Source organism: Agromyces sp. NPDC056389 (assembly GCF_042262385.1).
GTDB lineage: Bacteria > Actinomycetota > Actinomycetes > Actinomycetales > Microbacteriaceae > Agromyces.
The window spans coordinates 598,340-621,062 of record NZ_JBHJPN010000001.1 but is presented as its reverse complement, the minus strand read 5'-3'; the positions used below and the strand labels follow the sequence as shown (position 1 = coordinate 621,062).

The 22,723-nt window shown below is 70.6% G+C and carries 16 protein-coding genes; 11 read left to right on the top strand and 5 right to left on the bottom strand.

Annotation, left to right across the window (positions count from 1 at the left end; all coding sequences use genetic code 11):
• Positions 1-86 precede the first annotated feature (86 nt).
• Positions 87-1,967 (top strand): hypothetical protein, encoded by a 1,881-nt coding sequence (locus tag ACFCVM_RS02990; protein WP_375833661.1) that lies wholly within the window; start codon positions 87-89, stop codon positions 1,965-1,967.
• Positions 1,964-2,923: a co-chaperone YbbN gene (locus tag ACFCVM_RS02985; RefSeq protein ID WP_375833658.1), complete on the top strand. Its 960-nt coding sequence runs from the start codon at positions 1,964-1,966 to the stop codon at positions 2,921-2,923. Before ACFCVM_RS02990 ends, ACFCVM_RS02985 begins: the two co-directional genes overlap by 4 nt.
• A gap of 42 nt (positions 2,924-2,965) precedes the next feature.
• Here ACFCVM_RS02985 and glgB read toward each other — a convergent pair whose 3' ends face one another.
• Positions 2,966-5,164 (bottom strand): 1,4-alpha-glucan branching protein GlgB, encoded by a 2,199-nt coding sequence (glgB, locus tag ACFCVM_RS02980; RefSeq protein ID WP_375833656.1) that lies wholly within the window; start codon positions 5,162-5,164, stop codon positions 2,966-2,968.
• Positions 5,157-7,121: a maltotransferase domain-containing protein gene (locus ACFCVM_RS02975; protein WP_375836638.1), complete on the bottom strand. Its 1,965-nt coding sequence runs from the start codon at positions 7,119-7,121 to the stop codon at positions 5,157-5,159. The genes glgB and ACFCVM_RS02975 overlap by 8 nt, the downstream gene beginning before the upstream one ends.
• 178 nt (positions 7,122-7,299) lie before the next feature.
• On the opposite strand from ACFCVM_RS02975, the gene ACFCVM_RS02970 reads away from it, so the two are divergent.
• The 6 genes from ACFCVM_RS02970 to glgP all read left to right on the top strand — a co-directional run bounded on the left by ACFCVM_RS02970 (position 7,300) and on the right by glgP (position 13,859).
• Positions 7,300-8,934 (top strand): FAD-dependent oxidoreductase, encoded by a 1,635-nt coding sequence (locus ACFCVM_RS02970; protein WP_375833654.1) that lies wholly within the window; start codon positions 7,300-7,302, stop codon positions 8,932-8,934.
• Positions 8,935-9,073: 139 nt separating this feature from the next.
• Positions 9,074-9,538, top strand: coding sequence for a hypothetical protein (locus ACFCVM_RS02965; protein ID WP_375833651.1), 465 nt, complete (start codon positions 9,074-9,076; stop codon positions 9,536-9,538).
• Positions 9,535-10,008, top strand: coding sequence for a DUF4265 domain-containing protein (locus ACFCVM_RS02960; RefSeq protein ID WP_375833648.1), 474 nt, complete (start codon positions 9,535-9,537; stop codon positions 10,006-10,008). The genes ACFCVM_RS02965 and ACFCVM_RS02960 overlap by 4 nt, the downstream gene beginning before the upstream one ends.
• Positions 10,009-10,092: 84 nt before the next feature.
• On the top strand, positions 10,093-10,605 hold the full coding sequence (locus ACFCVM_RS02955; RefSeq protein ID WP_375833646.1) for a DUF4304 domain-containing protein: 513 nt from the start codon (positions 10,093-10,095) through the stop codon (positions 10,603-10,605).
• 6 nt (positions 10,606-10,611) lie between these two features.
• The gene (locus tag ACFCVM_RS02950; RefSeq protein ID WP_375833644.1) at positions 10,612-11,118 is read left to right on the top strand and encodes a hypothetical protein; all 507 of its coding nucleotides are present in this window, start codon (positions 10,612-10,614) and stop codon (positions 11,116-11,118) included.
• 176 nt (positions 11,119-11,294) lie between these two features.
• On the top strand, positions 11,295-13,859 hold the full coding sequence (gene glgP / locus ACFCVM_RS02945; protein ID WP_375833641.1) for an alpha-glucan family phosphorylase: 2,565 nt from the start codon (positions 11,295-11,297) through the stop codon (positions 13,857-13,859).
• A gap of 101 nt (positions 13,860-13,960) precedes the next feature.
• Here glgP and ybaK read toward each other — a convergent pair whose 3' ends face one another.
• On the bottom strand, positions 13,961-14,458 hold the full coding sequence (gene ybaK, locus ACFCVM_RS02940; protein ID WP_375833639.1) for a Cys-tRNA(Pro) deacylase: 498 nt from the start codon (positions 14,456-14,458) through the stop codon (positions 13,961-13,963).
• Positions 14,458-16,536 carry a glycogen debranching protein GlgX gene (gene glgX / locus ACFCVM_RS02935; RefSeq protein WP_375833636.1) on the bottom strand — a complete coding sequence of 693 codons (2,079 nt, stop codon included), beginning with the start codon at positions 16,534-16,536 and terminating at the stop codon, positions 14,458-14,460. Before glgX ends, ybaK begins: the two co-directional genes overlap by 1 nt.
• Before the next feature lie 89 nt (positions 16,537-16,625).
• On the opposite strand from glgX, the gene ACFCVM_RS02930 reads away from it, so the two are divergent.
• On the top strand, positions 16,626-17,864 hold the full coding sequence (locus ACFCVM_RS02930; RefSeq protein ID WP_375833633.1) for a cysteine desulfurase family protein: 1,239 nt from the start codon (positions 16,626-16,628) through the stop codon (positions 17,862-17,864).
• A 28-nt stretch (positions 17,865-17,892) separates the two neighbouring features.
• On the opposite strand, the gene ACFCVM_RS02925 is transcribed toward ACFCVM_RS02930, so the two are convergent.
• Complete coding sequence (locus ACFCVM_RS02925) at positions 17,893-19,038, bottom strand: enoyl-CoA hydratase/isomerase family protein (RefSeq protein WP_375833630.1); 1,146 nt, start codon at positions 19,036-19,038, stop codon at positions 17,893-17,895.
• A gap of 122 nt (positions 19,039-19,160) precedes the next feature.
• Here ACFCVM_RS02925 and mnmA point away from each other — a divergent pair, with 122 nt between their 5' ends.
• Positions 19,161-20,267 (top strand): tRNA 2-thiouridine(34) synthase MnmA, encoded by a 1,107-nt coding sequence (mnmA, locus tag ACFCVM_RS02920; protein ID WP_375833627.1) that lies wholly within the window; start codon positions 19,161-19,163, stop codon positions 20,265-20,267.
• Between the two features lie 66 nt (positions 20,268-20,333).
• Positions 20,334-22,718 (top strand): NAD-dependent DNA ligase LigA, encoded by a 2,385-nt coding sequence (gene ligA / locus ACFCVM_RS02915; protein ID WP_375833625.1) that lies wholly within the window; start codon positions 20,334-20,336, stop codon positions 22,716-22,718.
• The last annotated feature ends 5 nt before the right edge of the window (positions 22,719-22,723 follow it).

Sequence of the window (22,723 nt, the reverse complement as noted above, 5' to 3'; positions counted from 1 at the left end):
CATCGGTTAGGGATCTCCCAGAAATCGTCGGTAGTCTGGAATGTCTTTGTCAGAGGCCGCCGCGGGCGGCAATGGAGGTTCTGTTCGTGCGCTTCGTCTTCGCAATCGTGGCGTTCATCGCCGCGGCCGTGATGATCGGGCTCGGCATCGCCCAGCGCACGGTCTTCCTCGAGCCCGATCGTGTGTCGATGTCCGCCGAGCTGTCGGGCGGCGAGGCCGACTTCATCGTGATCGAACCCGACGCGCTGGCCGCCCACCCGGGCAAGCAGACGATCACCGTGTCGGGATCCCCGAAGGCGTTCCTCTCCTACGGGCGCAGTTCCGACGTCGAGGCCTGGCTCGGAGACACTCCGTACGTCTCCGTCGGCTACGACTCCGACTCCGGCGAACTGACCAACGAGATCGTCGTCACCAAGCCCGTCGACGACTCGACCCCCGTCGCCCCCGTCGCACCGGCGACGACGCCGCCGACAGCCGATGCAGCGACCGGCACCGCGACCGAGGTCGCCGAAGCGCCGTCGCCCGCGGGTTCCGACCTCTGGCTCGACGAGTTCACCGACGACCTCGTGCTCACCACGACCATCGACGTGCCCGAAGACATCGCGGTACTCGTCAGCGCCGACGGCGGCGACGAGTTGCCCTCCCGCGTGAAGATCGACTGGCCGCTCGACAACGCGACGCCGTGGGCCGGCCCCCTGATCGTCGGCGGCGCGCTCGTCTTCCTCGTCGGCATCGCGCTCGTGATCGCGGGCTTCGTGAATCACCGACGCATGCGAGGCCCTCGTCGGAACCTGCCGAAGGGACCGCGCGGCAAACTGCCGAGCGCCCCGAAGCCGGGACGCACACAGGTGGGCGGCGGCGGCCGGCGATCCATCGGTCGCGCCAAGCGAGTGGCCATCGTTCCGTTCCTCGTCATCCCGGCGCTCGCACTCTCCGCGTGCTCGGCCGACTACTGGCCGAACTTCGACCAGCAGGCGGCTCCCGAGAGCACCGCTCCGGCGACGCCGCTCGCGACGCCCGCGGCGACCGATGAACCCGATGACGACACGCCGGTGACACAGCCTGCGGTGACCGTGCCGCAGATGGAGCGCATCATGCGCCGCGTCGCCGTGTTCGCCACCGACGTCGATGCATCACGCGATGCGACGGCCGCCGCAGAGCGGTTCACGGGTCCTGCGCTCGAGGCGCGAACGGCCAACTACGTGATCCGCGGCTCGCTCGCCGAACACCCGCTGCCGACGCCGATTCCGGCGTCGCCGCTGACTCTCACGCTCCCGCAGCAGGCCACGGGCTGGCCGCGAACGGTGCTCACGATCGCCAAGAACTCGGATGACCCGACGATCGCGCCGAGCGCGCTCGTGCTCGTGCAGCAGACGCCGCGCGAGAACTACAAGATCCTGTACGCGATCTCGCTCGCGCCCGATGCCGAGGTTCCCGAGGTCGCTCCCGCGTCGATCGGCGCACCGCCGATCTCGCCCGAGTTCAAGGGACTCGTGATGCCCACCGGCCAGGTCGCCTCGGCCTACGCCGACGTGCTGCTGAAGGGCGAGTCGTCGGAGTTCGCTCCGATGTTCGACCCCGAGGGCGACACGCTCATGCAGCAGCTCGGGCCGGCGGGGCAGCAGGCCATCAACGACAGCCTGCAGGCCACCGTCGACGCCACGTACTCGAACGCGGTCGGCGACAGCCCCACGATCGCGTTGGCCACGAACGACGCGGGCGCCCTCGTGAGCGTCTCGATCGACCAGACCGAGAACGTCATCCCGAACGACGGCGGTACGATCGGATTCAAGCCCGGTGCCGCTGCTGCGCTCTCCGGCTTCACCGGGAAGAGCGCGAAGGGCGTGCAGCGCGTCATCGGCATCCAACTGCTGTTCTACGTTCCCGGCGTCGGCAACGAATCTGAAGACCAGATCCGTCTGCTCGGCTGGTCGGAGAGTCTCATCGGAGCTTCGGAGGTACCGTGACCAACCCGATTCCCCCTTCCGGCGCCGCGCTTCGCGGTGCGGTCGACCTCTCTGCGCTCGTGCAGCGTCAGTCGCCGGGTCCGGCGGGCGGGCAGGGTGCGCACGCGGCATCCGGACCGAGCGACCAGATCGTCTTCGAGACGGATGACGCCGCCTTCGGCTCCACGCTCGAGCTCTCGCGCACGGTGCCCGTCATCGTCGCCCTCTGGGCGACGTGGAGCGAGCCGTCCAAGGCGCTGCTCGCGACGCTCGAGCGACTGGTCCGCGCTCGCGCGGGTCGTCTCGTGCTCGCCGCGGCCGATGCCGACCGCAGCCCGCAGCTCGTGCAGGCCTTCCAGGCGCAGTCCATTCCCACGGTCGTCGCCGTCGTCGCCGGCCAGCCGGTGCCGCTCTTCGCGGGCGAGCAGCCCGACGAGGTCATCGACCAGGTCTTCGACCAGTTGCTGGAGCTCGCCGGCCAGCACGGCGTGACCGGCTCCATCGAGACCGGCGAGGCCGGTGCGGCGCAAGACGGCGTCCCCGCCGAGCCCGTCGAGCCGCCGCTGCCGCCCCTGCACCAGGAGGCGTACGACGCGATCGAGCGGGGCGACTTCGCCGCCGCGTCATCCGCGTACCGCACGGCGATCGCGCAGGACCCTCGCGACTCGCTCGCGGTTGCCGGCCTCGCCCAGGCGAACCTGCTCGGACGCCTGCACGGCAAGACCCTCGACGAGATCCGCAACGCCGCTGCCGCTGCGCCGAAGGACCTCGACGCGCAGCTCGACGTCGCCGACCTCGATCTCTCGGGCGGGCACGTCGACGACGCGTTCGATCGGCTGCTCACGCTGTTCCCCGACCTCGACGCCGACGGCAAGAAGCTCGTGCGCGAGCGACTCGTCGAGCTCTTCGAGGTCGTCGGCACCGACGACCCGCGTGTCGCCGTGGCGCGTCGACGCCTCACGACCCTGCTCTACTGAGCCGCGCTCCGCTGCGTGCCCCTCAGTGGGGTCGCAGCTCCATCAGTCGAGCGCGAACCACACCGCTCCGAGCGGCGGCAGCGTGAACGACGCGGATGCCGGTCGGCCGGCCCATGGCGTCTCGGTCGCGTCGACTCCGCCGAGGTTGCCGACGCCCGATCCGCCGAACTCCGCGGCATCCGAGTTCATGACCTCGCGCCATCGCCCGGCGGTCGGCAGCCCGAGGCGGAACCCCTCGTGCGGCACTCCCGAGAAGTTCACGACGCAGAGGAGCGGTCGCCGTTCGCGGTCGTACCTGAGGAACGCGATGACGTTCTCGGCGGCCGCGCCGCCCTCGACCCACTCGAATCCGGTCGCGTCGTCGTCGAGCGCCCAGAGCGCAGGCGTCGCGCGGTAGCCGCGATTCAGCGCGCCGACGAACTCGGCGAGCTGCCGGTGGCTCGGCTGATCGAGGATCCACCAGTCGAGGCCGCGCTCCTCGCTCCACTCCGAGAGCTGGCCGAATTCCTGCCCCATGAAGAGCAGTTGCTTGCCGGGGTGCGCCCACATGAAGGCGAGGTAGGCGCGCACGTTCGCCAGCTGCTGCCAGTGGTCACCCGGCATCTTGCGCACGAGCGATCCCTTGCCGTGCACGACCTCGTCGTGGCTGATCGGCAGCACGAAGTGCTCGCTGAACGCGTAGAGGAACGAGAACGTGAGGTCGTGATGGTGGTGCGAGCGGTACATCGGGTCGTTCTGGATGTACTGCAGCGAATCGTGCATCCACCCCATGTTCCACTTGTAGCCGAAGCCGAGCCCGCCGCTCTCGGTCGGTGCGGTGACGCCCGGCCAGCTCGTCGACTCCTCGGCGACCATGACGATGCCGGGGTTGCGCTTGTAGGCCGTCGCGGTCGTCTCCTGCAGGAACGCGATCGCCTCGAGGTTCTCGCGCCCGCCGTGCACGTTCGGCAGCCATTCGCCGTCGGCCCGCGAGTAGTCGAGGTAGAGCATCGAGGCGACTGCGTCGACCCGCAGCCCGTCGACGTGCATCTCCTCGAACCAGAACAGGGCGTTCGCCACGAGGAAGTTGCGCACCCGCGGGTTGCCGTAGTCGAAGACGTAGGTGCCCCAGTCGAGCTGCTCGCCGCGTCGCGGGTCGGCGTGCTCGTAGAGTGGTTGGCCGTCGAAGCGCGCGAGCGCCCACTCGTCTTTCGGGAAGTGCCCCGGCACCCAGTCCATGATCACGCCGATGCCCGCGCCGTGCAGGCGGTCGATCAGGTACTTCAGGTCGTCGGGGGAGCCGAAGCGCGAGGTCGCGGCGAAGTAGCCGGTCACCTGATAGCCCCATGAGCCGCCGAACGGATGCTCCGCGAGGGGCATGAACTCGACGTGCGTGTACCCGAGCCACTCGAGGTACTCGATGAGCTCGTCGGCGACGTCGCGGTAGCCCTTGCCGGGGCGCCAGGAGCCGAGGTGCATCTCGTAGATGCTCATGGGGAGCGCGTGCAGGTCTGCGGCGGCGCGGCGCGACATCCATTCGCCGTCGGCCCACTCATGGGAGCTCAGCGATACCACCGAGCCCGTGGCGGGGGCGACCTCGGCCTGCCGTGCCATCGGGTCGGCCTTCATGATCCAGTCGCCGTCGGCGGTGAGCAGCTCGAACTTGTAGACCGCGCCGGGCTCGACGTCGGGGATGAAGAGCTCCCAGACCCCGGTCGGGCCCATGCTGCGCATCGCGTGCCCGGTGCCGTCCCAGCGGTTGAACGCACCGGTCACGCGCACCGCGGCCGCGCGCGGCGCCCAGACCGTGAACGCGGTGCCGCGCACGCTGCCGGTCACGCCCCAGTGCTCGCGGTAGTGGGCTCCGAGAACCCGCCAGAGCTCCTCATGCCGCCCCTCGCCGATGAGGTGGAGGTCGAGTTCGCCGATCGTCGGGGCGAAGCGGTAGGGGTCGTCGCTTGTCCAGTCAGAGCCGTCGGCGTAGCGGGCGCGCACCCGGTAGTCGCGCGGCCCGAAGGCGCCGGCGCCCGCCCAGATGCCGTGACCGACGTGCTCGAGCGCGAGCTCGGCCCCATCGGGGAAGACCGCCGCGACCGACGCGGCGAGCGGTCGTCGCGTGCGGATCGCCGTGAGCGGCCCCGCGTGGTGCGGCTCGTCGAACCCGTGCTGCCCGAGCACCGAGTGCGGGTCGTGGTGGCGCCCCTCGGCGACGGCAGCGAGCACGTCGTCGGCGATGACGGGTGCGGCGATCGGTTCAGGCATCGGTGGCCCTTCTCACGTGCAGGATGTGCGCGGGCCGTGTGAACGCGTCGAGCCGCACGTAGTTCGACGCGCCCCACTCCCAGCGTTCGCCGGTCACGAGTTCGTCGACCTCGAAGCGGGCACCGGGCGGGAGGCCGATCGCCTCGAGATCGAGGTGCACGGTGGTCTCCCGCACCGAGTGCGGGTCGACGTTCGCGACGACGATGATCGTGTCGTCGGCGCCCGTGCCGGTGAAGCGGCCGTCGAGGTGCTTCGAGTAGACGAGCACCGAGTCGTCGTCGCTCGCGTGGAAGCGGATGTTGCGGAGCTGACCGAGCGCCGGGTGCTCGGCACGGATGCGGTTGAGGATGCCGAGGTAGAGCGCGAGCGAACGGCCCTCGCGCTCGGCGGCCGCGAAGTCGCGCGGCTTGTACTCGTACTTCTCGTTGTCGATCGCCTCTTCGGCGCCGGGGCGGGCGACGGATTCGAAGTGCTCGAAGCCCGCATAGACGCCCCAGAGCGGCGCCGCCGTCGCGGCGACGGTCGCGCGCACCGTGAACGCGGCCGGCCCGCCGAACTGTAGGTACTCGGTGAGGATGTCGGGGGTGTTGACGAAGAGGTTCGGCCGCATGAAGTCGGCGGTCTCCTGCGACACGCTCGTCAGGAACTCCTCGAGTTCGGTCTTGGTGTTCCGCCACGTGAAGTACGAGTACGACTGCTGGAAGCCGACCATCGCGAGCGCCTGCATCATCGCCGGGCGGGTGAAGGCCTCGGCGAGGAACACGACGCCCGGGTCATCCGCGTTCACCGTCGCGATCAGCCGCTCCCAGAACGCGAGCGGCTTCGTGTGCGGGTTGTCGACGCGGAAGATGCGCACGCCCTGCTTCATCCAGTGCCGCACGATGCGCAGCACCTCGGCGAAGATGCCCTCGGGGTCGTCGTCGAAGTTCACCGGGTAGATGTCTTGATACTTCTTCGGCGGGTTCTCGGCGTAGCGGATCGTGCCGTCGGGCAGTTGCGTGAACCAGTCGGGATGCTCCGTCACCCACGGGTGATCGGGGGTGGCCTGCAGGGCGAGGTCGAGGGCGACCTCGATGCCGAGCGCGGCCGCCCGGCGCACGAACGCGCGGAAGTCGGCGAGCGTGCCGAGGTCGGGGTGCACGGCGTCGTGGCCGCCGGGGATGCCGTCGGCGAGCGGCCCGCCGATGGCCCAAGGGGAGCCGGGGTCGTGCGGGCCCGGGTCGAGCGTGTTGTTGCGCCCCTTGCGGTTCGTGACCCCGATCGGATGGATCGGCGGCAGGTAGACGACGTCGAAGCCCATCGCCGCGACGCCGTCGAGTCGCTTGGCCGCTGTGCGGAAGGTACCCGACTTCCACGAGCCGTCCTTCAGCTGCTTCGCCCCTTCGGACCGCGGGAAGAACTCGTACCAGGCGCCGACGCCGGCGCGGTGCCGCTCGACGAGGAGCGTGTGCTCGGGGGAGTCCGTCGAGAGTCGCGCGAGCGGTCGCGCATCGAATTCGGCGAGGGCCGGGTCGTCGATGAGCGGGCGGCGGGCAGCGACGGATGCCGCGTCGTCGCGCAGCCCGGCGGCGAGCGCCGTGAGCCGCTTGCGGGCCGCGAGCGGCCGGGACTTCTCGGCGACGGCCCGGTCGATGAGGCGCGCGCCGAGCTCGAACATGAGCTCGGCGTCGACCCCGGCGTCGACCTTGAGCGCGGCGTCGTGCCGCCACGTCGCGACCTCGTCGTCGAACCCCGTGACGTGCCAGTGCCACTCGCCGGTCTCGTCGAGCAGCACCTCCGCCTCCCAGCGGTCGGTGCCGGGCGCCAGCGGAGACATCCGCTCGCGTCGTACGACACCGGCGGGGCTCGTGATGACGAGCATCGCGCCCACCTGGTCGTGCCCCTCGCGGAACACGGTCGCGCGGAACGGCACCACCTCGCCCTCGAACGCCTTGGGGCGCCAGCGCGCATCGGGCACAGCGGGGGTCAGCCGGGTCACTGGGATCCGGCCGGCGAGCACGGGGGTGGTCGTCACGGTTCGACCGTAGCGCGTCTGCGCCGGATCGCACTCGCGAACGCGGCCGGATCGTCACGCAGGCCGCATCTGTTGACGGGAGGTCCCGGCGCGGATACCGTCAGCGCATGGTGCGAGCGCGATGATCACCGCAGAGACGCTCCGCGGCATCCCGATCTTCGCGCCGGTGCCCGAGACGACGCTCGACGAACTCGCCCGGGCGGTCGAGGACATCCGCCTGATGCCCGGCGAGTACTTCGCGCACGAGGGCGACGAGCGGGCGCTGTTCGTCGTCGTCGAGGGCGGCGCCGAGATCACGAAGGTGATCAACGGCGAGGAGCGCGTGATCGGCCGCCGCAAGCCGGGGCAGTTCTTCGGCGAGGTGCCGATGACGCTGAGCACGCCGTTCCCGGCGAGCGGGCGAGCAGCGGATGTCGCGGAGGGCGCGCGCATCATCAAGCTCGACGTCACGGTCTACTACACGCTCGCTGCGGCCGAGCCGTCGATCCCGGCGCGGGTCGCGGGGCTCGCCCGTCGCTACCTCGATTCGCTGCAGGAGATGGCGGCCGAGCGGCTCGAGACCGATGTACGGGTCATCGGGCCGCGATCGGACGCCCGAACCCACGAGGTCACCGGCTTCCTCATCCGCAACCAGGTCGCGTTCGAGCGCACCACGATCGACGACCCGGTCGCCGGGGAGCGGTACCCGATTCTCGAGCACGGCGGCGAGCGCACGGTCGACCCCTCCTTGCGCGAGGTCGCGACGGCGGTCGGGCTCGACGTCGCGCCCGCGGCATCCGACTACGACGTCGTCATTCTCGGTGCCGGGCCCGCGGGCCTCACCGCCGCCGTCAACGGTGCTGCAGAGGGACTGCGCACGGTCGTGATCGAGTCCGTCGCCCCGGGTGGCCAGGCGGGCACCTCGACGCGCATCGAGAACTACACCGGGTTCCCGTTCGGCATCTCGGGCGACGACCTCGCGAGCCGTGCCCTGAAGCAGGCGAAGCGGCTCGGTGCCGAGATCGTGGTCACCCGCACGGTGGAGTCGATCGCCCCGGGCGCTGGTGCCGAAGGGGCCGAGATCGTGCTCGACGGCGGCGATGTGCTGCGGGCGCCCGTGGTCATCATCGCCACGGGCGTGGCCTGGCGGTCGCTGCCGGTGCCGGGCATCGACCGGTTCCGCGGCAACGGCGTCTACTACGGGGCCGCCCGCAGCGATGCCTCCATCGCGCAGGGAGCCGACGTCTGCATCGTGGGCGCCGGCAACTCGGCCGGCCAGGCCGCCCTCTTCTTCGCGCGGCACGCACGATCGGTCACGATGCTCGTGCGCGGCGAGTCGCTCGAGACGAGCATGTCGCGCTACCTGATCGACCAGATCGCGGCCAACGACGGTGTGCGTGTGCAGACGCGCAGCGAGATCGTCGGCCTGCACGGCGGGCCGAGCCTCGAGGCGATCGACGTCGCCGACCGAACGACCGGGGCGACCGCGCGAACCGAGGCCGGCGTCGTGTTCGTCATGATCGGCGCCGACGCCGTGACCGAGTGGATGCCTTCGGAGGTCGCTCACGACACGCACGGCTTCATCCTCACCGGGGCCGACGCGGCGGCGACGCCGCACTGGCGTCTCGATCGCCGGCCGTTCGCGCTCGAGACGAGTGCGCCGGGGGTGTTCGCGATCGGCGACGTGCGTTCGGGCTCGGTGAAGCGCGTCGCGGCGGGCGTCGGCGAGGGCGGCATGGCGGTGGCGTTCGTGCACCAGTACCTCGCGCTCGCGTAGGCTGCGAGCTCCGACGAGGTGAAAGGGCTCGCTGATGTGCCAAGAACGTGGTCTTCTCGACACGGTGTGCGGAAGAACACCGTGCGGCACGATCGCGGCTGCGGGCGTTCTGGGTGGTGGATGAATGAACGTGACTGACATGCGCATCTTCGACGACGGGAACGAAGTCCCCGGGTTCTTGGTCTACGGTCTGGCGCCACGCCGGCGATTCCCCACGGAGGCACGCCTTCAACTTCCGCGGGGTCTCGATCAAGCCGAGTCGTACCTGCTGACGGGGGAAGAGTGGGAGGTCCTCATCCGGGGAGCTTCGATCAACACCTGGCCTTCACCGGAGGACTGGGCGGTCGTGATCGATCGATGCCTTGGCGGGATGCTGAGTCTCGGCGCGACGGTGGCGTGGATCGGATGCGAAGGGCTGCCGTTCGTTGATCCGCCGAACCTGTTCGATGAAGAGTTCATGGTCGGTGGGGTCCTAGCGTGGGCTTCGGTGGATGGGAGCCGGAGCGGCGAGCTTCCGCTCGCTGGCGCTCTGGGACCGGTGAGCCGCGACGAACTCGGTCGGCTTCGACAAGCCAGCGCCGGCCTGGCGGAGAAGATCGAATGAAGGCGAGCGAAGAGAAGTACTCGGTGCACCCGGATCCGATCTGGCGGGAGCGGGCGAACTTCATCATCAACGCGCCGCTGCCCGAGGAGGGCCGCTTCGAGCAACTGTGGTGCTGGCAGCTCACCGAGGACACCTTCCGGGTCTGTTGTATCCCGTTCTTCCTCTACGACATTGCTCTCAGCGATGTCGTCCGCACGGAAACGCAATCGGGCCGTAATCACGTCGTGAGCCAGGTAGTCGAGCCTTCTGGCCGCTACGTCTTCCGGGTCTTCTTCGAACCGAGCATGCTTGGGAATCGCGGGGATGTCGTTGCCCACCTCACGGCCTTGGGTGCCCTGTTGGAGTGGTCGTCCCACAACATGCTCGCCGCCGATGCTCGCAACGCCGAGCATGGCCAGGAGATCGCCGATTTCCTGTTCGAACAGGAGGACCAGGGCCGCCTGATCTACGAGACAGGGAAGCTCACCTGAGCCCACCGAACGGCGCATGTCGCTCGGTGAAGCCCCGCCCGAGAGACGGGAGGCGCGCCCTTGCAATTGGAGAACGGGTGGATCATGGCCCAGACGACCATTGAAGCGCCGGTTGATCACCTACGGAGGCTGATGAGTACTCGGAACGAGATCCAGGTCGCAATGGACGCATGGCTCAACGGCGCTGGTTTCCGGAAGCACAAAGGTGCTTGGTACCGAAGGACCGACGAAGTCGTGACCGTGGTCGATCTTCAGAAGTCGCAGTATGGCCCGCAGTACTACCTGAACATTGGGCTCTGGTTCCGGGCCATCGAGGATCTGCAGTTTCCAAAGCCTGTCGCCTGCCACGTCGTCAACCGACTCGCGTCGGAATTGTCGGGGTTCGCGAGCGATGATCTCAGCCGACTGTTGGACCTCGAAGCCGCGGTACCTGACCGAGGCATTAGACTGCGAAACCTTCTCGACACCCACTTCGTTCCGCTACTCGGTGTATTCCAAGACGCAGCCAGCCTGAGATCGCCACGGGGTGAGTTGTTTCTGAGTCGTTCTGGGATTCGCAGCCCCGCGCTGGCGCTCCTCAATCGGGAATCGCGGTAATCCCGCATGCAACGGGTAGTCGAGCAAGCACCGGTCGTGCGCGGCTCACTCATCGCGCGTCTCACCTTCCTCACGGTTCTTCTGGTCGGGTGGCTCATTCCGCTCGCTGTGGCTGCAACCTACGTGTTCGTTCTCATGCCGGCGAGCGCGCGCCTCGGAGTCGGCGAAGCCTACGAGCAAATGGGAGGCGAGAGGCAATGGCTGGCGCTCTGGGGTGCGGGATGGATACTTGGCACGGCCGTCGTTGCGACGATCTGCGCCTTCTTGACGATGACCCAAGGCGCGAACCTCGGGGCGACTTCTCGGGTGAAGCTGATTCTCTGGCCCCTCGCCACTGTCGAACTCGGATCGTTCATCGTCGCCGCACCGATGTCGACCGCGTTGTCGCACGTCGGCTATGACGGCCCCATTCACGGTGCTTGGCTCGGGAGCGGGGGTGTGCTCCTCGGATTGGTGGCGCTCGTGGGCGCATTCGTACTGACGGTGCGAGACGTGATTCTCGAGGATCGCTAAGCACATCGGGTCGACGGGCGGACTAAGACGTCTCTCGAGCAGTCGTCTCACAATCGATGGCTGTGACTGGTGCCCACGTGTATACACGGCGGTCGGAGGTTTCGATCGGATCGCCGACATTCACGACGCGACCCGTCGTTCACGCAACCGACATCTGCGGCTCCTAGGGTGGAGCCGTGAAGCCGATTCGCAAGTTCACGGTCCGCGCGGTCATCCCTGCCGAGCTCGGTGCGCTCGAAGAGCTCGCCGCGAATCTCCGCTGGGCGTGGCACGAACCGACCCGCCGGTTGTTCCAGCACCTCGACCCAGAGCTCTGGCAGGCCTCGGATCGCGACCCCGTCGCGTTCCTCGGCGAGGTCGACCCGGCGAGGCTCGCCGAGTTGGCGGGCGACGCCGGCTACGTCGAGTGGGCCGAGCGCGAGCGGGCAGCGCTGCGCGAGTATCTCGCTGAGCCCCGCTGGTTCCAGTCGCTCGGCGCTGAGACGCCGCGCACCATCGCGTACTTCTCGCCCGAGTTCGGCATCACCGCCGCGCTGCCGCAGTATTCCGGCGGACTCGGCATCCTCGCGGGCGATCACCTGAAGGCGGCATCCGACCTCGGCGTGCCGATCGTGGGCGTCGGCCTCTTCTACAAGGCCGGGTACTTCTCGCAGTCGATCTCGCCCGACGGCTGGCAGCAGGAGCGCTATCCGGTGCTCGACCCCGACGGCCTGCCGCTCGCGCTGCTGCGCGCACCCGACGGCGCCCCGGTGCAGGTGACGCTCGCGCTGCCCGACGACCGTTCGCTGCACGCACGGGTGTGGAAGGCCGCGGTCGGTCGCGTTCCGCTGCTGCTGCTCGACACCGACATCCCCACGAACTCCGACGAGCTGCGCTCGGTGACCGATCGCCTGTACGGCGGCGGCGGCGAGCACCGACTGCTGCAAGAACTCCTGCTCGGCGTCGGCGGCGCCCGTGCGGTTCGCGCGTGGACGGAGCTGAGCGGATGCCCCGCGCCCGACACCTTCCACATGAACGAGGGTCACGCCGGCTTCCTCGGCCTCGAGCGCATTGCGACCTACATCGGCGAGGGCCTCACGTTCGCCGCTGCGCTGCAGCTCGTGCGTGCAGGCACCGTGTTCACGACGCACACGCCGGTGCCCGCCGGCATCGACCGCTTCGACCGTGCGCTCGTCGAGCGGTACCTGTCGAGCTCGCTGCTGCCCGGCGTCGACCCGGCCGACGCGCTCGCCCTCGGCGTCGAGCCCGGCGCCGACCCCGCGGCGGGCGCGTTCAACATGGCCGTCATGGGGCTGCGGCTCGCGCAGCACGCGAACGGCGTCTCGAAGCTGCACGGCGAGGTGAGCCGGCGCATGTTCGGCGACCTCTGGCCGGGATTCGACGCCGAGGAGGTGCCGATCACCTCGATCACGAACGGCGTGCACGCTCCGACCTGGACCGACCCCGCCCTGCTCGGCCTCGCCGAGACGCGGCTCGGCACCGGCGACACCGAGCATGCCGAGTGGCGCAGCCCCGCGCTCGCCGACGGCGAGTTCTGGACGGTCAAGCGCGCCATGCGCCAGCAGCTCGTCGATGACGCCCGGCGCCGGCTCGCGGCATCCTGGCGGGAACAGCACTCGGGTGCCGAGCCGCCGAAGTGGGTGTCGCAAGTGCTCGACCCCGACACGCTCACGGTGGGGTTCGCCCGCCGGGTGCCCACCTACAAGCGGCTCACGCTCATGCTGCAGGACCCCGAGCGGCTGAAGGCGATCCTCACGAACCCCGAGCGACCCGTGCAGTTCGTCATCGCGGGCAAGTCGCACCCGGCCGACGACGAGGGCAAGCGACTGATCCAGCAGCTCGTGCAGTTCGCCCAGCAGCCCGAGCTGCGGGAGCGCATCGTCTTCCTGCCCGACTACGACATGGGCATGGCGGAGAAGCTCTACCCGGGCTGCGACGTCTGGCTCAACAACCCGCTGCGCCCGCTCGAGGCGTGCGGCACCTCTGGCATGAAGGCCGCAATGAACGGCGCCCTGAACCTCTCGATCCTCGACGGCTGGTGGGCGGAGTTCGCGGGCGACGACTTCGGCTGGGTGATCCCCTCAGCCGATGCAGCGGGCGACTCGGGGGAGCGCGACGCGCTCGAGGCAGCCGCCCTCTACGACCTGCTCGAGCACCGGGTCGCACCGCGCTACTACGAGCGCGACGGCGACGGGGTACCGGTCGAGTGGGTGCGCCGGGTGCGCGAGACCCTCGCGGTGCTCGCTCCTGAGCTCGGCGCCGACCGCATGGTGCGCGAGTACGTCGAGCGCCTCTACCGGCCCGCGGCCGAGCACTTCGCCGAGGTTGCTGCCGAGAGTGCACGGGGTGCCCGCGAGCTCTCGAGCTGGGGAGCACGGGTGCGTGCGGCCTGGCCGGGCGTGCACGTCGCGCACGTCGAATCGGGCGGCATCGACGCGCCGCACGTCGGCGACGAGCTGCAGCTGCGCGCAGTCGTGCGGCTCGGCGACCTCACGCCCGACGACGTGCGGGTCGAGGTCGTGTACGGGCGCAGCCGTGCCGACGAGACGATCGACGCCGCTCAGCACGCCGAGCTCGAGGTCGCGGATGCCGCGGCGCAGCTCCCCCCGGGCGAGCACCTCTACACGGGATCGCTCGTGCTCGACCGCGCCGGTGCGTTCGGCTACACGGTGCGCGTGGTGCCGCGGCATCCGCTGCTGCTGTCGACCGCCGAGCTCGGGCTCGTGGCGGTGGCCGACTGAGCGCTCCGAAAACAGGAAACGGACGTGCGAACACGTGTTGAGCGCCTGTATTCGTCGCAGGGTCGGCGGGTCGTCCTGTTCCCGTCGCCGTGCAGTCGAACTCAGCGGGTGCGCGCGATCGGGGCGTAGCGCCCCTCGGTGACGGCGAGCAGGTCGTCGGGAGCGAGCTCGAGGTCGAGGCCGCGCCGTCCGCCCGAGACGTAGATCGTCTCGTGGAGGATGGCCGACTCGTCGAGCACCGTCGGCAGCGCCGTCTTCTGGCCGATGGGGCTGATGCCGCCGACGACGTAGCCCGTCTTGCGCTCCGCGACGGCGGGGTCGGCCATCTCGGCGCGCTTGCCGCCGAGCGCGGCGGCGAGCGCCTTGAGGTCGAGCTGCATCGCCACGGGCACGATGCCCACGGCGAGGGCGCCGTCGACGCTCGCGAGGAGGGTCTTGAAGACGCGGTCGGGGTCGAGGCCGAGCTTCTCGGCGGCCTCGAGCCCGTAGGCCGCGGCGCGCGGGTCGTGGTCGTAGACGAGTGCCGTGAAGGCGATGCCCGCCCGGGTGAGGGCGACGGTGGCCGGCGTGCCCGCCGAGGCATCCGCTCGCTTGGCCATCAGGCTGCGCCCTCTGCACGGAACAGACGCATCGACTGGGCGCCCATGGTGATGGTGGTGCCGGCGGCGAGCGGGGTGGTGGACGGCGCCGACGGCAACTCGTCGGCGGAATCCCACAGCAGGGTGTACCCGCTCACCTCGTCGTGCGTCGGCAGCACGACCGCGGCGTCGGACTCGTGCGCGTGCACGACGAGGAGGATGCGGTTCGGCGCCTCGGTCTCGGGCGTGGAGGCGGCGAGGAACTGCAGGGTGCGCTCGGCGGGGGAGTTCCAGTCGTCGATGCCCATGGTCGCGCCGTCGGCGTTGAACCAGTCCATCTGCGTGGCGCTCGGCACGGTCTCGCCGAGGCGCCCGAAGCGGCTGGGGCGGAGCGCCGGGTTCTCGGCGCGCAGCCGCATCAGGTGCCGGGCGGTCTCGAGCAGCGCGGGAGCGAAGCGGGGGCGGTCGGTCTCGTCCCACGCGAGCCAGGTGAGGGGCGAGTCGTGGCAGTACGCGTTGTTGTTGCCGCGCTGGCTGCGACCGAACTCGTCGCCCGCCGTGATCATCGGCACGCCCGCCGACAGCAGCAACGTGCCGAGCAGGTTCCGGATGCTCCGGCGCCGCGCCGCCCGCACGACCGGGTCGGCCGCCTCGCCCTCGACGCCGTGGTTGTACGAGTTGTTGGAGTCGGTGCCGTCGCGGTTCTGCTCGCCGTTGCCCTGGTTGTGCTTGACGTCGTAGGCGGTGAGGTCGGCGAGCGTGAACCCGTCGTGCGCCGTCACGAAGTTCAGGCTCGCGAGGGGCCCGCGCTCGTTGGAGAACGTGTTCGACGAACCCGCGAGGCGCGTCGCGAACCGGCCGATGCCGCTGCCCGCCGAACCGGTCTCGCGCTCACGGCGCAGGTCGCCGAGCCAGAAGTCGCGCATGCGGTCGCGGTAGCGGTCGTTCCACTCGGTGAAGCCGGCCGGGAAGTTGCCCGTCTGCCAGCCCCCCGGCCCCACGTCCCACGGCTCGGCGATGAGCTTCGACGCGCCGATCACGGGGTCGTCGAGCATGGCGCGCAGCAGCGGATGCTCGGGCGTGAACGTCTCCCGTGCATCGCGGCCGAGCGTGGCGGCGAGATCGAGGCGGAACCCGTCGACCTGCAGCTCGTCGGCGAAGTAGCGCATCGAGTCGAGCACGAGCCGCTGCGGCGCAGCCGCGGCGAAGTCGAGGCTGTTGCCGCATCCGGTGGTGTCGACGTAGCGGCCGTGCGCGTCGTGTCGGTAGTACGCGGCGTTGTCGATGCCGCGGAACGAGGAGGTCGGCCCCTCGCGGCCCTCTTCGGCCGTGTGGTTGTAGACCACGTCGAGCACGACCTCGAGGCCTGCCTCGTGCAGGCGCCGCACCATGCCGGCGAACTCGCGCCGCACGGCGGCGGCGCCCTCGGCGCGCGCGGCGTCGCTCGCATACGGCGAGTGGGCGGCGAAGAACGCGAGCGTGTTGTAGCCCCAGTAGTTGACCTTGCCCTGGCGAACGAGACGCTGCTCCGACACGAAGGCGTGCACCGGCAGCAGTTCGACGGTCGTGATGCCGAGGTTCACGAGGTACTCGATCGAGGCGTCGTGCGCGAGGCCGGCGTAGGTGCCGCGCAGAGGTTCGGGCACCGCGGGGTTCAGCTTCGAGAAGCCGCGCACCTGCGCCTCGTAGACCACGGTGCGGTCGAGCGGCACGCGGGGCTTCACCGAGTCGCCCCATTCGAACTCGGTCGCGGTGAGCGCATCGAGGGCGACGCCGCGCCAGGATCCGTCGTCGGCGCGCGCGAGCCCGCGGGCGTACGGGTCGAGCAGCGTGTGCACCGCGTTGAACGCGTGCTCGACGCCCGCGGGCCCGTCGACGCGCAGGCCGTAGTGCGCGCCGTGGCGCAGCTCGGCGGACTCGCCCTGCCACACGCCGTCGTCGCCCCGCACGAGTGGCGTGCGGGAGATCGCCCAGTCGAGGTCGTCGGCGTCGAAGACCACGAGGTCGACGGATGTCGCGTGCTCCGACCACACCCGGGCGACGCCGCCGTCGGCACCCGCGCGCACACCGAGGTCGTGCAGGGGATCGCGCTCAGGCATGCGATCTACAGTAGTTCGTGGAGGCGAGACGCCTGCAAGCGCGTGCACGCCCGTGTCGCGCACTCACTCGGACACGACCCGGAGGTCACATGGTCTACCTCGACCACGCGGCGACCACGCCGATGCTGCCCGAGGCGATCGACGCGCTCACCGCCGCGCTCGCCGTGGTGGGCAACCCCTCGTCGATCCACAGCGCCGGCCAGCAGGCCAAGCGCCTGCTCGAGGAATCCCGCGAGCGCATTGCCGCGACCCTCGGCGCCGACGGCATCGAGATCGTCTTCACGGGCAACGGCACCGAGGCCGTGAACCTCGCGATCAAGGGCCTCTGGTGGCAGCGGCGCACGAATGCAGCCGACGGTGCCGAGCGTCGCCGCATCCTCGTGCCCGCGGGGGAGCACCACGCCACGATCGACACGGTCGAGTGGCTCGTCGCCCACGAGGGCGCCGAGGTGGTCGAGTTGCCGCTCGACGAGGTCGGCCGGGTGCGCCTCGACGTGCTCGCCGACGAGCTCGAGCGGGGCGCGGCATCCGTCGCCCTCGTCACGATGCTCTGGGCCAACAACGAGGTCGGCACGATCGAGCCCGTCGACGAGGTCGCACGGCTGACCGCTCGGGCGGGCGTGCCGCTGCACGTCGACGCGGTCGCCGCCTACGGGCAGGTGCCGATCGACTTCCACGGCATCCGGCGCGCGACGGATGCCCCGCGCGGCGCCGGTCTCGTCGCCCTCAGCGTCTCGGCGCACAAGATCGGCGGACCGGCGGGCATCGGCGCGCTCGTGCTCGACCGGTCGGCCGCGGTCGAGCCGCTCATCCACGGCGGCGGGCAGCAGCGCAAGGTGCGGTCGGGTACGCAGGATGTCGCGGCTGCGGCGTCGTTCGCGGCGGCCGCCGACATCGTGGCGTCCCGACTCGACGCCGACACCGCCCGCATGGCGGCGCTCCGCGACCGGGTGATCGCCGGTGTCGCCGGTGCGGTGCCCGAGGCGCGCCTCTCGGGCGACGCGGGCCCCGGGGCATCCGTTCGGCTGCCCGGCAACGCCCACTTCTCGTTCCCGGGTTGCGAGGGCGACTCGCTCCTCTTCCTGCTCGACGCCGCGGGCGTCGCGGTCTCGACGGGCTCGGCGTGCCAGGCAGGGGTGCCGGAGCCCTCGCACGTGCTGATGGCGATGGGTCGCTCGGAGGCCGACGCGCGCGGCGCACTCCGCATCACGATCGGCCACGCGTCGACCGACGCCGACGTCGACGCGTTCCTCGCGGCGCTGCCCGCCGCCCATGCGCAGGCGGCCCGCGCGGGGCTCGCCGCCCGGGCCACCTCGTTCGACCGCTGACCGACGGTCGGGGCTCGCGCCTGCTCGGCTAGCGCGCGCCCTCCTCCTCGGGGATGCCGAGGCCGCGCGAGAACACGCTGTGGCGGAGCTGCGTCTCCATGGCGCCGACGATGTCGGCGACGTCGACGGCCGAGAGGTCCGCCGGCCGCCACTCCGGCACGGTGTCCTGGTGCAGCGTCCCGGTGTTCTGCGCCACGAGCGCCTGCACCCCGGTGAACAGGTCGGGCTGCGTCGTGAACCAGCGGGCGAGGCGGAGTTCGCGCTCGAGCGCATCGCGGAGCTCCTCGCCGTCGCGTGCGGCTCGCACCGACCGCAGGGTCGCGACGAGCGCGGTCGGCGAGAGCCGCAGCAGCGTGTCGGCGGCAGCCGCGGCGTTCTCGGCGGCCTCGGCGTCGTTCGAGTCGGCGGCGGCGAGCCCCGCGACCGTCTCGCCGCTCGAGAACGCCCAGAGCCGTTCGAGGATCTCGTCGACCGTGTTCGCCGAATAGCACGCGTCGATCCAGTCGCGACGCGCGAGCACAGTCGAGGGACCGGCGTCGACCGCGAACCGTCGAACCGTGTCGTCGGGGCTGGACGCGTCGCCGGCGAGGGCCGTCTTCAGCTCAGCGATGCGCTCCGTCGGCACCATCACGTCCGCGAAGCCGAGGGCGATCGCGTCGGCGGCGGTCAGGTCGATGGAGTTCAGGGCGAGGTAGGTGCCGAACTCGCCGGGGGTGCGCGCGAGCCGCCAGGTCGCGCCTCCGTCGGGAACGAAGCCGTAGCCGGTCTCGGGCTGCCCGAGCACGACCCGATCGGTCACGACCCGCGTCGCGACGTGTCCGGCGAGCGAGATGCCGCCGCCCATCGTCATGCCGTGCATGATCGAGATGACCGGCTTGGGGAACTCGGCGAGCTTCGCGATCAGGCGGTACTCGTCGCGGAAGAAGACCGAGCCGATCGTCATGCCCTCGGCCGCGCGAGCCAGGATCTCGCGGAAGTCGCCGCCCGCGCAGAAGCCGTGGTCGCCGGCGCCGTCCAGCAGCACGACCGCGACGGCGGGATCGGTCGACCACGCCTCGAGGGTCTCGGTCATGGCATGCATCATCTCGAGGTCGATGGCGTTGATCGACTCCGGACGATTGAGGGTCAGGTGGCCGAGTTGACCGACGACGTCGGCGTTGACAGGCGAGTGCACCAGCCCAACGGTACTTGCCGCGGGCCGCTCATGTGAACTCGCCGGCGAGGCGTGCATCGCCGGCGAGGCGTGCATCGCCGGCCACGGGGCATCCGCTCAGGAGGCCTGCCTACACTGGAGGGGTGAAGGTTCTTGCAGCGATGAGCGGTGGCGTCGACAGCGCCGTCGCTGCCGCGCGCGCCGTCGAGGCGGGGCACGAGGTCGTCGGCGTGCACCTGGCGCTCAGCCGCATGCCCGGAACCCTGCGCACCGGCAGCCGAGGCTGCTGCACCATCGAAGACTCGATGGACGCGCAGCGCGCCGCCAACGTGCTCGGCATCCCGTACTACGTGTGGGACTTCTCCGAGCGCTTCAAGGCCGACGTCGTCGACGACTTCATCGCCGAGTACTCGGCCGGGCGCACCCCGAACCCCTGCATGCGCTGCAACGAGCGCATCAAGTTCGCCGCGCTGCTCGAGAAGGCGCTCGCACTCGGCTTCGACGCCGTCGCGACCGGCCACTACGCCAAGATCACGACGGATGACGCGGGCAACCGCGAGCTCCATCGCGCGAGCGCCGAGGCGAAGGACCAGAGCTACGTGCTCGGGGTGCTCACCGCCGAGCAGCTCGCGCACGCCTACTTCCCGCTCGGCGACACCCCCTCGAAGACGCTCGTTCGCGCCGAGGCGGCAGAGCGCGGGCTCTCGGTCGCGCAGAAGCCCGACTCCTACGACATCTGCTTCATCCCCGACGGCGACACGAGGGGCTGGCTCGCCGACAAGGTCGGCACCGAGACGGGCGACATCGTCGACCGCACGGGCGCCGTCGTCGGCTCGCACGAGGGCGCGCACGCGTTCACCGTCGGCCAGCGCCGGGGCATGCGCCTCGGCACGCCCGCGGCCGACGGCAAGCCGCGCTTCGTGCTCGAGGTGCGCCCGAAGGAGAACACCGTCGTCGTGGGCCCGAAGGAGGCGCTCGCGATCGGCGTCATCGCCGGGTCGCGCTTCTCGTGGGCCGGGCTCGCGCCCGAGCAGCCCGAGACCGCGTTCGACTGCGAGGTGCAGATCCGCGCGCACGCCGACCCCGTGCCGGCCGTCGCGCAGCTCGTCGACGGCGAGCTCGTCGTCACGCCGGGGCATCCGCTCGACGGCGTCGCGCCCGGCCAGACCGCCGTCATCTACGTCGGAACCCGCGTGCTCGGCCAGTTCACGATCGACCGCACGGTCAGCGCAGTGCCGGTCGACGCGTAGCCCGCGTCTCGCAACGCCCGGTCGACGGCATCGCCAGTGTTGGCGGTCGCTCATAGGATTGGCGATGTGAGCGACATCTCCGGTGACAGCGGCCTCCCGACCGATTTCGACGCGGCGCGAGCGGAGGCGACCGCGCTCGCCGATCGCATCGAGGGTGCGCGGCTCGCGTACTACGGCGACGGCGACTCGACGCTCTCCGACGCCGAGTACGACGAGGCCTTCCATCGCCTCGAGGCACTCGAGCGGGCGTTCCCCGAACTCGCGGGTCAAGACAGCCCGACCCAGCAGGTCGGCGCGGCCATCGTCTCGGCCGGGTTCCCCGAGCACGAGCACGCCGAGCGCATGCTCAGCCTCGACAACGTGTTCTCGATCGACGAGTTCCGCGACTGGGCGACGAAGACCGCGGCGGCGGCCGGTCGCCCGGTGCACTGGCTCTCCGAGCTGAAGATCGACGGCCTCGCCATCAGCCTCGCCTACCGCGACGGCGTGCTCGAGACCGCGACGACCCGGGGCGACGGCCGGGTCGGCGAGGACATCACCGAGAACGTCGACCTGATCCCGGCGATCCCGCATCGCCTCGTGGGCGAGGGGTATCCGTCGTTCTTCGAGGTGCGCGGCGAGGTGTTCCTGCGCACGAGCGACTTCGAAGCGCTCAACGAGCGCCAGCACGAGCTGCAGGCCGCGTTCGAGGCCGAGCAGCTCGCCAAGGGGCGGGCGGCCGACGACATCCCGACGAAGTACCCCGAGTTCGCCAATGCTCGCAACACCGCAGCGGGCAGCCTGCGTCAGCGCCGCGAGAAGAAGAACGCGTTCGAACTCTCGCTCATGCGCGAGCGGCTCGGGCGACTCGAGATGTACCTGCACGGCATCGGCGCGTGGCAGCATCCAGACGTCCGGAACCAGTCCGAGATCTACGCCCTGCTCGCGAGCTGGGGCCTGCCGGTCTCGCCGCACTCGCGCGTGTTCGACACGGTCGACGAGGTCGCCGGCTACATCGCCGAGCGGGGCGAGCACCGCCACGACGTCGAGCACGAGATCGACGGCATCGTCGTCAAGGTCGACGAGCTCGCCCTGCACGACGAGCTCGGTGCCACGAGTCGCGCCCCGCGCTGGGCGATCGCCTACAAGTACCCGCCCGAAGAGGTGCACACGAAGCTCCTCGACATCGTCGTCGGCGTCGGCCGCACGGGCCGCGCGACCCCGTACGCGGTCATGCAGCCCGTCAAGGTCGCCGGTTCGACCGTGCGCCAGGCGACGCTGCACAACCAGCAGGTCGTGAAGGCCAAGGGCGTGCGCATCGGCGACACCGTGGTGCTCCGCAAGGCGGGCGACGTCATCCCCGAGATCCTCGGGGCGGTCGAGCAGCTTCGCGACGGCACCGAGGTCGAGTGGCACATGCCCGAGCTCTGCCCCGAGTGCGGCACGCCGCTGCGCGCCATGAAAGAGGGCGACATCGACCTGCGCTGCCCGAACGCGAAGTCGTGCCCCGCGCAGGTGCGCGGCCGCGTCGAGCACATCGGGTCTCGCGGTGGCCTCGACATCGAGGCGCTCGGCGAGGTCACGGCCGCGGCGCTCACCCAGCCGTCGGTGCCCGCCGAGCCGCCCCTCGCGACCGAAGCCCGGCTCTTCGATCTCACGCTCGACGAGCTCGTGCCGATCGAGGTCGTCGTGCGCGACTCCGAGACCGGCGAGCCGAAGGTCGACGAAGAGACCGGTGCGCCGTCGAGGCGAGCGCCGTTCCAGAAACTCGGGCCGGCGAGCTACCCGCCCGGAACCGAGACGATGACGCCGGCCGAACGCCGTGCGGCAGGGGTCAAGAAGGACTACCGGGTCGTCGGTCCCTCCGAGGCGGCGACGAAGCTCCTCGCCGAACTCGAGAAGGCCAAGACGAAGCCGCTCTGGCGCCTGCTCGTCTCACTCAACATCCGCCACGTCGGGCCGGTCGCCGCTCGCGCGCTCGCCGACTGGTTCGGCTCGCTCGACGCGATCCGCGCGGCGACCCGTGAACAACTCGCCGAGGTCGAGGGCGTCGGCGGCATCATCGCCGACTCGCTCATCGAGTGGTTCGGCGTCGACTGGCATCTCGACATCGTCGACCGTTGGACGGCCGCGGGCGTGCAGTTCGCGACCCCGGGGCATCCCGGGCCGGGCGCGGCTGCCGAGGCCGGGGGAGTGCTCACGGGTCTCACAGTCGTCGCGACCGGTTCGCTCGACGGCTTCAGCCGCGAGGGGGCTCAAGAGGCGATCATCGCCGCAGGTGGCAAGGCGGCGTCGAGCGTCTCGAAGAAGACCGATTTCGTGGCGGCGGGCCCGGGTGCGGGCTCGAAGCTCGCGAAGGCCGAGGAGCTCGGCATCCGCGTGCTCGACGCAGCGCAGTTCGCGCTGCTCGTGACGGCGGGCCCCGAGGCGCTGCCGCCGATCGAGGCGGCAGAAGCGACTGAAGGCGACTGAAGGCG

Excerpts from the sequence above, each read along its gene's own strand:
- glgB (WP_375833656.1), bottom strand. The coding sequence starts at position 5,164 with ATGCCTGAACCGATCGCCGCACCCGTCATCGCCGACGACGTGCTCGCT.
- ACFCVM_RS02970 (WP_375833654.1), top strand. The coding sequence starts at position 7,300 with ATGATCACCGCAGAGACGCTCCGCGGCATCCCGATCTTCGCGCCGGTG.
- ACFCVM_RS02965 (WP_375833651.1), top strand. The coding sequence starts at position 9,074 with ATGCGCATCTTCGACGACGGGAACGAAGTCCCCGGGTTCTTGGTCTAC.
- ACFCVM_RS02960 (WP_375833648.1), top strand. The coding sequence starts at position 9,535 with ATGAAGGCGAGCGAAGAGAAGTACTCGGTGCACCCGGATCCGATCTGG.
- ACFCVM_RS02955 (WP_375833646.1), top strand. The coding sequence starts at position 10,093 with ATGGCCCAGACGACCATTGAAGCGCCGGTTGATCACCTACGGAGGCTG.
- ACFCVM_RS02950 (WP_375833644.1), top strand. The coding sequence starts at position 10,612 with ATGCAACGGGTAGTCGAGCAAGCACCGGTCGTGCGCGGCTCACTCATC.
- ybaK (WP_375833639.1), bottom strand. The coding sequence starts at position 14,458 with ATGGCCAAGCGAGCGGATGCCTCGGCGGGCACGCCGGCCACCGTCGCC.
- glgX (WP_375833636.1), bottom strand. The coding sequence starts at position 16,536 with ATGCCTGAGCGCGATCCCCTGCACGACCTCGGTGTGCGCGCGGGTGCC.
- ACFCVM_RS02930 (WP_375833633.1), top strand. The coding sequence starts at position 16,626 with ATGGTCTACCTCGACCACGCGGCGACCACGCCGATGCTGCCCGAGGCG.